10 protein-coding genes are annotated in these 13,256 nt (G+C 36.2%); 6 read left to right on the forward strand and 4 right to left on the reverse strand.

Going from position 1 to position 13,256, the window contains the following annotated elements; translation table 11 throughout:
- Positions 1–5: 5 nt before the first annotated feature.
- Positions 6–548, reverse strand: a complete 543-nt coding sequence (locus C9J31_RS04595) for a helix-turn-helix domain-containing protein (protein ID WP_107923223.1) — start codon at positions 546–548, stop codon at positions 6–8.
- A gap of 403 nt (positions 549–951) precedes the next feature.
- Here C9J31_RS04595 and C9J31_RS04600 point away from each other — a divergent pair, with 403 nt between their 5' ends.
- From C9J31_RS04600 to C9J31_RS04625, 6 genes are all read left to right on the forward strand, one after another.
- Complete coding sequence (locus tag C9J31_RS04600; protein WP_054767079.1) at positions 952–1,494, forward strand: peroxiredoxin; 543 nt, start codon at positions 952–954, stop codon at positions 1,492–1,494.
- Between the two features lie 218 nt (positions 1,495–1,712).
- Positions 1,713–2,165: a TlpA family protein disulfide reductase gene (locus C9J31_RS04605; RefSeq protein ID WP_107947190.1), complete on the forward strand. Its 453-nt coding sequence runs from the start codon at positions 1,713–1,715 to the stop codon at positions 2,163–2,165.
- A gap of 273 nt (positions 2,166–2,438) precedes the next feature.
- Positions 2,439–3,101, forward strand: a complete 663-nt coding sequence (locus C9J31_RS04610) for a potassium channel family protein (protein ID WP_054767209.1) — start codon at positions 2,439–2,441, stop codon at positions 3,099–3,101.
- 137 nt (positions 3,102–3,238) lie between these two features.
- Positions 3,239–5,767, forward strand: a complete 2,529-nt coding sequence (mprF, locus tag C9J31_RS04615) for a bifunctional lysylphosphatidylglycerol flippase/synthetase MprF (protein WP_107947188.1) — start codon at positions 3,239–3,241, stop codon at positions 5,765–5,767.
- 400 nt (positions 5,768–6,167) lie between these two features.
- Complete coding sequence (locus C9J31_RS04620; protein ID WP_107947187.1) at positions 6,168–6,668, forward strand: GNAT family N-acetyltransferase; 501 nt, start codon at positions 6,168–6,170, stop codon at positions 6,666–6,668.
- Between the two features lie 21 nt (positions 6,669–6,689).
- On the forward strand, positions 6,690–7,679 hold the full coding sequence (locus C9J31_RS04625) for a S66 family peptidase (RefSeq protein ID WP_107947185.1): 990 nt from the start codon (positions 6,690–6,692) through the stop codon (positions 7,677–7,679).
- A 191-nt stretch (positions 7,680–7,870) separates the two neighbouring features.
- On the opposite strand, the gene C9J31_RS04630 is transcribed toward C9J31_RS04625, so the two are convergent.
- From C9J31_RS04630 to C9J31_RS04640, 3 genes are all read right to left on the reverse strand, one after another.
- Complete coding sequence (locus C9J31_RS04630; RefSeq protein ID WP_107947183.1) at positions 7,871–8,071, reverse strand: hypothetical protein; 201 nt, start codon at positions 8,069–8,071, stop codon at positions 7,871–7,873.
- Between the two features lie 88 nt (positions 8,072–8,159).
- On the reverse strand, positions 8,160–9,410 hold the full coding sequence (locus C9J31_RS04635; RefSeq protein WP_107923219.1) for an MFS transporter: 1,251 nt from the start codon (positions 9,408–9,410) through the stop codon (positions 8,160–8,162).
- 725 nt (positions 9,411–10,135) lie between these two features.
- The gene (locus tag C9J31_RS04640) at positions 10,136–13,225 is read right to left on the reverse strand and encodes an efflux RND transporter permease subunit (protein WP_107947181.1); all 3,090 of its coding nucleotides are present in this window, start codon (positions 13,223–13,225) and stop codon (positions 10,136–10,138) included.
- Between the last annotated feature and the right edge of the window lie 31 nt (positions 13,226–13,256).

Genomic DNA, 13,256 nt, shown 5'->3' on the forward strand with positions numbered 1-13,256 from the left:
TTAAGCTATAAGTATGAATCCGTTGCGACGAGTAAAATTTTCGTTTCATCGTCATGTGCGTTAAAAATTTGATGATGATCTGCAGCGTCAAAATAGAGCGCATTGCCTTCACTAGCTATATATTGTTCTTTCCCCAAAACGAGACGAATACGCCCTTTGACAATATATATAAATGTTTCCGCTAACGACGGCTCGAATTGTTTGAATTCACCGCCAGCAGCAAGTGTCAGGAAAATAGGTTCCATTTCTTTTTCGTTTGATGTGGGAATAAGCCATTGAATTTCATATTTTTTTTCTTCGTCCGTGTAAATAGATTGATCTTCTTCGGTATATACAACCTTTTGTTCAGGTGCTTCATCATCGAAAAATTCTTTAGGCGTTGATCCTAAAACTTCTAATAATGAAAATAAGGTTTCAATAGAAGGTGAGTTCAAATCACGCTCTAATTGTGAGATATAGCCCTTACTCAAATCTGTACGTTCTCCAAGTTCTTCTTGGGTGAGACCTTTTTTCAAACGAAGTGCTTTAATTTTTCCTCCAATTTGCATCTTTTCCCTCCTAGAAGAAGTTTAGCAATCATAAACTTTCAGAAAATGAAGTTTACTTTAACGAAACTTTTAGTTTACTAAAAACATTACTATTATACATAATAATAAAAAATTTGCAATCATTTTTGCTGAAAAAAACATGCTATTTCTTAAAAAAATTAGCATATAAATTAAGCCTGAAATTTTTGTTTATTCCAGAATAAAATTGCCAAAAGTAGCGAATAAATAAGATGTAGGAATGATTATGTTTGGGTATTTGACAAATATTTGTCAACGTACTTGAAATGAATCGCATGGCGAAGTGCACTTCGTTGAAAAACTGCGACTTCTTTGCTATCGTAGAAGACGAGTTCGCATGTGCGAATGGAATATTTAACTACATATTTATTCGGAGGGATTAACAATGGCAGAACGTATGGTAGGCAAACAAGCACCTAACTTCACAATGGAAGCAGTACTTCCAGACAAATCTTTTGGTAAAGTATCTTTAGAAGAGATTAAAGCACAAGACAAATGGACTGTATTATTCTTCTATCCAATGGACTTCACATTTGTATGTCCAACAGAAATTACTGCAATGAGCGATCGTTATGATGAGTTCGAAGACTTAGATGCTGAAGTAATCGGTGTTTCAACTGATACAATTCACACACACTTAGCTTGGATTAACACTGACCGCACTCAAAATGGTCTTGGTGATTTAAAATATCCATTAGCTGCAGATACAAACCACACAATTTCAAAAGAATACGGTGTGTTAATTGAAGAAGAAGGTATCGCACTACGTGGTTTATTTATCATTGATCCACAAGGCGAATTAAAATACCAAACAGTATTCGATAATAACATCGGCCGTGACGTAGATGAAACTTTACGTGTACTTCAAGCTTTACAAACTGGTGGTCTTTGCCCGGCAAACTGGCGTCCAGGTCAAGCTACTCTTTAATTTTAAAATGAATAGTAGGTCCCCACGACATGTTTGTGGGGATATTTATTCTTTATCAGTAGAAATCTGTCGTTTCTTAGGAAGATTTGAGGATTTCTACTATCTAGAGGGAATCGTATGTATCCCTAGTGAAATTTTTTCGAATGCAAGTTGGGTCGAGAAAAATCCGGTCGCAATTACGCTGAGACCGTATTTGATACAAAAGGGGAGGATTTTTGATGAAACTTCGTGAACAAATGCCTGAACTTGCAGGTGCCACAACTTGGTTAAATGGTGAAGTGACAAAAGCAGATTTAGTGGGCGAAAAACCAACATTAATTCACTTCTGGTCAGTTAGTTGTCATTTATGTAAAGAAGCTATGCCAGACGTGAACAATTTCCGTGATCAGTACAAAGATGAGCTAAATGTTGTCGCTGTGCATATGCCGCGTTCTGAGGCTGATACTGATTTAGAAACGATTAAAGCAGTAGCTGCTGAACATGACATCGTGCAACCAATCTTTGTAGATAGCGAATTGAAGCTAACAGATGCATTCGAAAACCAATACGTACCAGCGTATTTCGTATTTGATAAAGATGGTCAACTGCGACATATGCAAGCTGGTGGAAGCGGTATGAAAATGTTAGAAAAGCGCGTAAATCGTGTTCTAGATGAAATGCGTAACGCTTAAGCATATTATTTTTGAAGGCGGGGATATTAAAATCCTCGTCTTTTTTAAATCAAAGAAGTTAAATATAAAATTATTTATGGAACTTAGGTAAAGGGTACTGCGTCCTCGATAAACATCTAGCATATTTATTTTGAAGTGAAGTCTTCTCATTAAAATGTCGAAAATGACAGCTAGAATACATAGATTGACGAATCGTCTCCAGTTTTGACGATACATATGACAAAGAATACGTTACACTAAAAATAATTGTAGTTTTCGGAGGGATTTTTAATGATGAAAAAAGAGTTTGCTGTCATTGGACTGGGACGTTTCGGTGGTAGTATTGTTCGTGAATTAATGAGTCAAGGAGCACAAGTAATGGCGATTGATAACTCCTCAGAGCGCGTGGATGAGTTTGCTGCGATTGCCACTCAAGCTGTCATTGCAGATTCAACAGATGAATCTGTATTAAATTCATTAGGCATTCGTAATTTTGAGCATGTTATAGTGGCCATTGGTGAGGATATTCAAGCAAGTATTTTGACGACCATTATTTTAAAAGAGCTAGGTGTAGAACAAATAACTGTAAAAGCTCAAAACGACTATCATGAAAAAGTACTACGTAAAATCGGGGCAGATTTTGTCGTTCACCCTGAGCGAGACATGGGCATTCGTATTGCTAATAACATGTTATCAAATACTGTACTGGATTATTTAGAACTATCTGATGAGCATTCTATTATGGAGTTAAAAGCGAATGACGCGATTGCAGGCTATTCCATCATGGATCTTGATATTCGTGCGAAGTATGGCATCAACATTGTTGGTATTAAACGTGGAACAGACATTATAGTATCACCACAAGCGAGCGATAAAATTTTGTTAGGCGATATTATGCTTCTTATTGGGGCAGACGTTGATATTAACCGTTTTGTGAAAAAAGCGATGAGAGAGTAAAAAAAGGTGGAATCTTGTAGTTTTCTTACAATTCTCCACCTTTTCAACGCTACCAATTAGTTAAAATTGTCATCATAAAAGTCATTGGTGACACTATGATTTATTTTCAGAAAGCATATGGGGAGTAGGTTTAGCACATGTTCAGTTTTCGGAAAGAGCCATTGTTAAAGTTTGTGAAAATTCTATTTCCAATAGTACTGTTAACGATAGCTATGTATGAAATAAAAAAAACAATAAGTGGTGTAGATGTTAATTTACTTCGCTATGAAGTAAGTCAACTGCAAATATGGGAACTCTTGCTGATCTTTATCATGATGATTTGTGCAATCACCCCAATGATTTTCTATGATGTTATTTTAGTAAAGATTGTGGGTATCAAAATAAGAAAAAGAGTATTGGTAAAGAATTCTTTTATTGTAAATACCTTTTCAAATCTAATTGGCTTTGGTGGACTTGTTGGAATTTTTCTTCGTAATTACTTCTACTCTAAGTCTAATGAAGATAAAGAAGGTTTACTAAAAAGCATAGCTTCCGTTACGCTTTTTTATCTTACAGGCATCTCTTTATTAACATGGATGATGTATATGTTCTATTGGGACTTTCCGATTTTGCAAGAAATACGGTGGTTATCGATTGCCGTAATCATTGTCAGTTTATATTTTCCTGTTTTTGTTGCTGTGCATCTTGTTCGATTTAAAAACAGGAATTTACTATCGTTAAATGCCAAGCATTCTATGTTATTGATTGCTACCTCAGTAGCAGAATGGCTAGCGGTCTTTTTAGTTATTTGGTTATTAACATTTATATTGGGGATACCGATTGAACTTTCAGCATTGTTACCCATTTTTTTAATAGCTTCCTGTGCGGGAATAGTTAGTATGATACCTGGAGGAGTGGGCTCATTTGACCTTGTTTTTCTGTGGGGCACTCAAAGTTTAGATATTGCTGATGGAAAAGTACTTTTTTTATTAATTTTGTATCGGCTTGGTTATTTTGTTGTTCCATTTTTGATTTCCTCCCTTTTATTTACAAAAGAGTATTGGGAGCGTTGGAATCGATCTTGGGACGATTTGCCAAATGTTATTGTTCAAAAGCTTAGTCATACACTATTAACAATTTTAGTATTTGTCTCTGGTATTGTGTTATTGCTTTCGGCATCGGTCCCAGGAGTTTTAAGTCGATTAAAAATAGTGCAGGAATTTTTATCATTACCCATAATGAATGTATCTCATCAGTTGACTGTTGCTGCAGGTTTTATTCTTTTGGGATTATGCAGGGGCATTAAATATAAAGTAAAAAGAGCCTATCAGCTTGCAATTATTGTCTTAATAAGTTCTGCTATGTTTTCTATTAGTAAAAGCTTTGATTATGAAGAAGCTATCTTTTTACTTATTGTTACAGGGTTACTTATTGCATCCAAAAAACAATTTTACCGTGAGAGTTATGTTTTAACGTGGGGCATTGTGTTGTTTGATATTGCTGCTGTGTCATTCATAACAGCTATGTATTTATTCATTGGTTATGTGAACTTACCTACAGCAAAAATTCATATTCCAACTGTTGTGCATGATTATTTGATTACGGATTACCGTGATTTATTTTTTAGTGCCATTATCGGTCTATTAATTGCCGTTGTGATCTTTTATCTTGGCTATTTTATCCGTACACCAAAGAAGATGATAAAACTATTATCAATAGAGCAAGAAGAAAAGATCCAAAAGCACCTAATGACCTATAAAGGGACAGAGTTTTCGCATTTAATCTTCCTACATGATAAATTCGTTCACTGGAATAAAAATGACACAGTTCTGTTTTCTTATCAAATTTTTGCAGATAAAATAGTTGTACTTGGCGATCCAGTGGGGAAAGAAACTGATTTTTCTGCAGCGATACAGGAATTTTTTGAATTAGCAGATAGTCATGGCTATACGCCTGTTTTTTATGAAATAAACAATAAAATTTTCCCTTCGTTACATGAGCATGGATATAGTTTTTTTAAGCTCGGTGAAGAAGCCTTTGTTGATTTAAGAGAATTTACATTTTCAGGAAAGGTGATGAAAGGATATCGAGCCATCAAAAATAAATTTGAACGTGAGAACTATACAGTGGATGTCTTGCATCCCCCTCACTCATTGAAAGTAATGAACGAACTACAAGAAGTGTCAACGAAATGGCTACAAGGACGTGCAGAGAAAGGGTACTCCCTTGGTTTTTTTGATACAAACTATTTGAACATGTCAAAGATAGCTGTGTTAAAGGGAACACAAGGCGTTATTGGCTTTGCTAGTCTAATGCCAATGTATGATAATGGTGAAAAAATTTCGGTGGATCTTATGCGTTATAGACCGGGAGCGCCATCTGGAACAATGGATTTTCTTTTCTTATCGCTCTTCGAATGGGCAAAACAAGAAGGATATCGTGTCTTCAATCTCGGGATGTCACCATTATCAAATGTTGGTCAGTCTAGGTATTCTTTTTTAAGCGAAAAAATTGCTGCACAAATATTTTTACATGGTCAGCACTTCTATCATTTCAAAGGTTTAAAAAACTTTAAATTAAAATACGCAGATATTTGGCAACCCAAGTATGTAGCATATCGAAAAAAATCTTCGTTAACATTTACCATGGCACAAATCACGCTGTTAATTGGCAGTAAACGAAAATAAGTCATAAAAAATGTTGGTAAATATCAATGTGGGCAAGTTATTTGGCCTATGTATGCTATGCTTGTCCACCAATAATTTCTTTAGAAGAAGCGTCATCATGACTATGACGACTTCTTCTTTTTTATAAGCTTGGAGGATAGTTTGTATACAAAAAATACCATTGATTTATTGATTTCCCATTAGTGTTTTGTGATAATAAATAAAAGTATTAGGAAGATGCGGTTATAAACAAGCGGTTTATGTATTAAGAAGAGCTAAGGTTCAGGTCTAAATAACAAACAATTTATTTGCGCTATCAGGTTGTGAATTCTCAACCGATACATCTGCATATATGGGTGAATAATATTGAGACCACGTTCAATCAGATGAATAAAGTATAAGATTGAGAGGAGACTTACACATGTTAATCAGAGAAGCGAGACTAGAAGACGCTGAAGGACTAATTACGGTGATGAAAAATGCGGAAGAGTCTAATTTCATGTTGTTCGGCCCTGGTGAACGACAGCTAGAATCGAAACAATTTGCTGTATTCATAGAAAAAATGAGGTATCAGTTCAATTCGACAATATTCATTGCTGAAGTGAAAGATAATATTGTAGGCTATTTAATTGTTCAAGGAGATACACCCTCTAGAATTGCCCATCGTGCCTATATTGTAATTGGTATCCACAGTGACTTTAGAGGTAGAGGGATAGGTACAGCATTATTTAGCAAGTTAAATGATTGGGCAAAAGACAAGAGCATACATCGTCTGGAACTTACGGTTATGGTAGATAATACAGTCGGCATTGCATTATATAAAAAAATGGGCTTCGAGATTGAAGGAACAAAGCGGCATTCCTTACGTGTCAATGGTAGCTATGTTGATGAATATTATATGGCAAAATTTTTGCCAAGCTAAATCTAGAAAGGTTTTGCTAAGATGCCTAATAATAAAAATGATCGTTGCATTGGAATTTTCTCACCTTCATCACCAGCTTCAGTCACAGCATTACCACGCTATGAGCGAGCAAAGGCATTTCTTGAACAAAAGAACTTGAAAATTATCGAAGGTAGCTTAACAGGTAAATCTGACACGTATCGTTCGGGAACACCTAAGGAACGTGCTGAAGAATTAAATGAATTATTACGTAACCCAAACATTCATATAATTATCTCCACAATAGGGGGAACCAATTCAAATAGTTTGTTGCCCTATATCGATTATGAAGCGTTTAGGCGTAATCCTAAAATAATTGTTGGTTACTCAGATGTAACGGCTATTTTACTTGCTCTTTACGCAAAAACAGGTATCTCAACTTATTATGGCCCTGCTTTAGTCCCTTCCTTTGGGGAATTTGAACCATTAATAAATGACACATATACATTTTTTGAAGAATACTTCATAAAACCACAGAAACTACCTTATGAAATTCCTATGCCGGAATATTGGTCAGACGAACCAGTAAATTGGTTAGAAAAAATTGCTGAGAAAAAGCTATATAAAAATGAATGGCTGACAGTAAAAGAAGGAGTTGCTGAAGGAAGATTAATAGCTGGAAATATAAATGCAATGTATGGTTTTATTGGTACATGTTATTTTCCTCAAATAACAACAGGGAATATCTTACTTATTGAAGATTGTTCAAAAAGTATAGCAATTGTGGAAAAAAATTTTACCATGTTAAAACTTCATGGCGTTTTTGAAAAGGTAAGTGGCATCCTATTAGGAAAACATGAATGCTATGATGATTTGGGAACAGCGCGTAAACCTTATGAAGTATTAGTAGAGCAAATAGACGGTATTGATATACCGATTCTAGCAGATTTTGATATATGCCATACACATCCTATGCATCCCATAGCAATAGGAATAAAAGTAAAATTGGATGCCACAGCAAAAAAGGTATATTGCACGGAAAAATGGCTGTAGATGGGAGCAACCGAAATACGCATAACATACTGTTTCGCAAAGTATTTTTATAGATCGTGCATCTTTTTGGCAAACCACCTTTTTCTATTTTGTATTGATTGGAAGGTTACATTTAATATTTCCCTTGCATGAAAAATTGCCCCATAGAGTGCTGTAGGAACAGACTTTATAGGGCAATTTTTTTATTATGATTAATAACGCTTATCTGTGGCAGATGTATCTTTTGTTTTTATTTTGTTTTTCTCATCCTTGACCTTTTCATTTAATTCTTCAACAGGTATCGGATCCACAGTATTCATATCTTCATGTTTGTCAAAAATACTTTCTTTGTCCGTATCTAATACATCTGGATTATTTGTACGGCGTGTTTTGGCTTGTTTTTTCTCATCCATCTTCGATCACCTCTTACCCATATCTTTCACTCATTTAATAGAGTTTAAACATGCTAGATGAAGTAAATAGCAATAAAAGAACAAGCTTTTAGTCGTTTGTATTATTCGAAGTCGGTTTGCCAGCTGCGAGTAATGCCTTACTGCCAAGTAAGAAAAATCCTAGGATAAATAAGAAGATACCTGTGCCAATCAGTAACCATTCAATAGCAATTATATCTGCAATTGGGCCGAAAATTAGCATGCCTAAAGGCATCATAGATGTTGAAATCATCCCAAGCACACCAAAAACTCTGCCTAAATAATCACCCTCAACCTTCTCTTGCAGCAAAACAGTGGCAGGTGTATTGAAGATGGGCATGGATATACCTGTAATCGCCATGAAGACAAGGTACAATGAAAAAACAGGAATGATACCGAGTACAACCGTGCAGGCACCAAATATTAATGTCGCAAATGTCATGGTATGCACTTTGTTTTTAAAGCCACCCCATGATGCCATCAATATCCCACCAATCAGCATACCTAAGGCAAAAGTAATTTCGATAGCGGTTAAACGCCAAACATCATTTCCAAAACTTCGTGTCACTTGTAATGGAGTCAAAAATGCGGCAGGTGCTGCAAGTATCATGAAAAATGCAAAAAACAAGAAGAATCTTTTCAAAAAATTATGTTCTTTAATATACGTAAAGCCTTGTTTCATATCATTAAAATAGCCTGTAGTTTGCTTTTGTGCTGCTTTGGCATGAACAGGAATATGCAAAAAGAACAGCAACGTACTAATTGCTATTGCAGCTGTAATCACATCGATAAAGAAAATCGATTCGAGCGAAGCTTGTGTCAATAATGCGCCGCTAGCCATTGGAGAGATAATCATCACAAACGCTTGAATACTACCATTTGTGCCGTTTACTTTCATTAGTTTATCTTCAGGTACAATTTGTGGAAGAATTGCTCCAACAGCTGGTGTTTGAATACCAGCTCCTATTGCACGAATGGCTGAAATGCCAAATAGTAACCAAAGTGAATCGTAGCCCAGTAAAAATAAAATAGCTAACAGTAGTGTGGACAGGGCAATCATGCCATCAGCCAAAATGATTAACCATTTGCGATTATATCGATCCGCCCAGACACCGGCAATAGGTGAAAGGAAGAAAGTGGGTAAGAAACCGCATATGATAGAGATTGTCATCATGACACCCGATTGTGTGCTTAAGGTGATGTACCACGTAATCGCATATTGTACGAGTGAAGAACCAAAAAGTGAGATAGTTTGGCTCCCCAAAAAAAGTATAATATTCCTTTTCCAATGTTCAGTTGTTGATGCATTTGTTTGTGTCATGCAAAAATCATTCCTTTCAATTAAATAAAAAAACACAGGGGATTGGCCTGTGCTAAGAGTAAGTGGGGGAGATTGCGTGAAAGGTACCTTGAAAGGATTTAATCATGTCAACCATGAAAAAATGCTTTGTCACTCAAAAAAATTGGTCTCATCAGTAACAAATTATACCTAAAATAAAATTCGTTGAACTTTTCTACATCGAAGTCGTTCAATCAAAAATTATCTCGCATAAACGGTTAGTAAGGCGCTCACCTCAATTTTAAAGGTGAGAACGAGGCCCCTAGGAGGGCGAACAACTGACCGTAAAGCCCGTTTGGTTCAACTAACAATCTGTGGGAGTTGGAAAACTTCCACTAAATTGCAGGTTCACTTTTTATAAACATTCATTTTAAATTTAAAGACAACAAAAAGAGGGCGATTAGCCCTCTTTTTACATAAACGTAAAACGAAGATTCTCCTAAAAATAGGAAGACCAATCCCATTTACTCTGCACAGCAGGCAAAGCTTTTGAACGTATTCAATTAACGGTTCAAATTATGGAATCGAAATCTACCTGGCATCGTTAGGAAAACCTCCATTTCTTAAAAGTTATGTTAATAGTAGCATGGTCTGTAAGTATTGGCAAATAAAAATAAACGCTTCGTTGCCTATTTGATGATAAGTAAAAATGAGGTCATCCCATTTACGGAATGACCTCATTTTTATGTTGTAGAAGAGTCTACTGCTTAATTTTCTTCGATATCTTTACGATTTTTCTTTAACATTTTTGATAGCATTTCATATACGATTGGTACAACTACCAATGTTAATAATGTTGAAGATAATAAACCACCGATTACAGTGATAGCAAGGTCTTTAGAAATCAGTCCACTACCGCCACTACCGAATGCCATTGGTAGCATAGCACCAATTGTAGCAATAGCAGTCATTAAGATTGGACGTAAACGAGTTGCCCCCGCTTCTAAAATCGCTTCACGCATTTGTAGTCCGTCACGTTCCATGTGGATAATACGATCTACAAGTACAATAGCGTTGGTTACGACGATACCAATCAACATTAACAGACCCATCATTACGGATACGGAAATTGTTTGACCTGTCACATATAGACCAACAAATGCACCAATAACAGCGAATGGTAATGAGAATAGGATGGCGAACGGTGCTAAGCCTTCACCAAATGTTACAACAAGAATGAAGTAAACAATAGCGATTGCTGCTAGCATAGCGATTCCAAGTTGTGTAAATGTTTCTGCCATATCAGCAGCAACACCAGCAACGCCAGTTGTTACGCCTTTAGGTAAGTCTAACTCATCGATCTTTTTATCTGCTGCAGATGAAGCTTTTGAAATATCGTCGCCGATAATTGTACCGGAAACCGTCGCAAAGTATTCACCTTTAGAGCGAGATAATGAATTTAATGTAGTTCCTTCTTCGACTTCCACCAATTCACCGATTGTCATTGTTGTGCCTAAGGCTGTTTTAATTTCAGTTGCTAATACATCATCCAGTGACAATGCTGCTGCTTTTGCTTCACGTTGCACGATTACATTAATGTCCGCGCCATCGTGCTCAACAGTTGTTAACACTTCTTGTGATGATGTAGTATTTAAAGCCATCACTATTTGTGCGGTTGTTAAACCATATTGTAAGACATTTTTTTGATCTACTTTTAAAACGTTCTCTACATATGGATCTTCATTATCCGATTTAATATCTTCTAAACCGTCCACATCTTTTAGTGCACCTTCTACTTCTTTTACTGCTTTACGAAGGTTCTCTAGATTTTCACTATATAATGTGTAGCTGACTTCGTTAGAAGACATAGACATAGAGGCGAAGTCTTGAGTTTTCCATTCTCCTGATTGACCGACGTTAAATATATAGTCTTCAACGTCTTCTCGTGCTTCAGGGAAATCCTTCATATCTGGATCGAAGATAAGGTACATTAATGCACCACCAGCACCGCCACCCATCATCATTGCGGCAGGATCTGCGTTTTCAGCATCTGTTATGGATACTTGTAAAATATCAATGTCTTTACGTTTCATTAATTCTTTTTCGACTGCTGCCACATTTGCTTCTGTTTCATCTTTTAGCTCACCAGTAGCAGGCGTGTATGTTAAATACATAACCTTCTCTTCCTGTGAACCCATGAAACTAAAACCGATTAATGGCGTTAATGCAAGAGATCCAACGAGCATTAAAATCGCGATAGCAGAAGTAATGAATTTATGATTTAAGGCTTTTTCTAGGATACCTCTATACCAAATAGCTAGTTTACCAACCTCTTTATGCTGGCTTTCTGTTTTTTCACCGTATAATTTCTTACGGAATAGGTAATGAGATAGCGCTGGTACAATTGTAATCGCTACTAATAATGATGCGCCTAGAGCGAATGACATTGTGAGTGCGAATGGCATGAATAATTCACCAACCATACCACCTACAAAAATAAGCGGAGCAAATACTGCAATTGTTACTAATGTAGAAGAAAGAATTGGTTTGAACATTTCGATTGTCGCTTCACGAATAAGAGCGCGACCAGTCATTTTTTCTTGTTTTAAATGGATGCGTCGATAAATATTTTCTACAACAACGATGGAGTCATCGATTACACGGCCAATGGCAACTGTGATTGCTCCGAGTGTCATAATATTTAACGTAATATCCATCCAGTTCAGTAAAAGTAATGCCATGAAAATAGAAACAGGTATGGATATAATAGATATAATGGTAGATTTAAAATCACGTAAGAATAGTAAAATGATTAATACAGCAATGGCGCCACCGAACACGGCTTTTTCAATCATTGTGAACACTGAATCTTCGATTGGAGCACCTTGGTCCAGTGAGATGTCAATTTTTAAGCCATCAATTGCTTTTTCTTCATCTTTAATAAGGTCTTTTACGGCATTGACAACTGTTACTGTATTGGCATCTTGACCTTTTACGATTTGAATTGCTATTGCATCTTTACCGTTTGTACGTGAAACAGATTGTACTTTACCTTCGACTTCAATCGTTGCGATATCACCTAAACGAACGAATGGGGAAGGTTGTGTAGCTGAAGGTGTTACAGGGATTAATAACTCTTCCAATTGTTCTATTGATTGGACTTTGCCATCAACAGAAACTGCCTGTTCACCAACAGTAAATTCATATAAACCAAGTGATAATGCCATGTCACTTGCTTGTATCATTTGCTTTACAGCATCTTCTGTAAGGCCAAGTGCAGCCATTTTTTCTTCATCGTAATTAAACGAAACTTGCTCAATGTGCTGTCCTGTAATGGTTGCTGAAGCAACACCATCAATTTTTTCAATTTTAGGAAGTAATATATCTTCCACTGTTGATGTAAGCTCAACAATATCTTCATCAGAGCTACTTACTGATAAAGCGACAACTGGCATCATGTTCATGCTGATGGCCATAATTGTAGGTTCTTGTGCACCTTCAGGTAGTTTCACATTATCTAATGCTGACTCTAACTGACGTTTTTTCTCATCCATATCGATGCCATAGTCATACTCAACTTGTACTTGTGCAATGTTTGAAGAGGAAGTGGAGTAAACTGCCTTTACATCTTCTAAACTTTCAATGGATTTTTCATATGGTATGGACAGTTCGTTCATAACTTGTTCAGGAGTTGCGCCAGGATAAACGCCCATAACAATGAGATATGGTATCGAAATATCTGGAATAGATTCCATTTTCATGCGTGTGCCTGAATAAATACCTGAGACAGTGATGATTATTGTTAGTAACCATACTGCGAGTTTGTTTTTTAATACGAAATTAACTAAACCTTTCACCTTCACACCTACCCTTTATTGACTTACTAGA

Source organism: Lysinibacillus parviboronicapiens (assembly GCF_003049605.2).
GTDB classification, from domain to species: Bacteria; Bacillota; Bacilli; order Bacillales_A; family Planococcaceae; genus Lysinibacillus; species Lysinibacillus parviboronicapiens.

Coding starts and splice junctions, on each gene's coding strand:
- C9J31_RS04595 (WP_107923223.1), bottom strand. CDS start 548: ATGCAAATTGGAGGAAAAATTAAAGCACTTCGTTTGAAAAAAGGTCTC.
- C9J31_RS04600 (WP_054767079.1), top strand. CDS start 952: ATGGCAGAACGTATGGTAGGCAAACAAGCACCTAACTTCACAATGGAA.
- C9J31_RS04605 (WP_107947190.1), top strand. CDS start 1,713: ATGAAACTTCGTGAACAAATGCCTGAACTTGCAGGTGCCACAACTTGG.
- C9J31_RS04610 (WP_054767209.1), top strand. CDS start 2,439: ATGAAAAAAGAGTTTGCTGTCATTGGACTGGGACGTTTCGGTGGTAGT.
- mprF (WP_107947188.1), top strand. CDS start 3,239: ATGTTCAGTTTTCGGAAAGAGCCATTGTTAAAGTTTGTGAAAATTCTA.
- C9J31_RS04620 (WP_107947187.1), top strand. CDS start 6,168: ATGTTAATCAGAGAAGCGAGACTAGAAGACGCTGAAGGACTAATTACG.
- C9J31_RS04625 (WP_107947185.1), top strand. CDS start 6,690: ATGCCTAATAATAAAAATGATCGTTGCATTGGAATTTTCTCACCTTCA.
- C9J31_RS04630 (WP_107947183.1), bottom strand. CDS start 8,071: ATGGATGAGAAAAAACAAGCCAAAACACGCCGTACAAATAATCCAGAT.
- C9J31_RS04635 (WP_107923219.1), bottom strand. CDS start 9,410: ATGACACAAACAAATGCATCAACAACTGAACATTGGAAAAGGAATATT.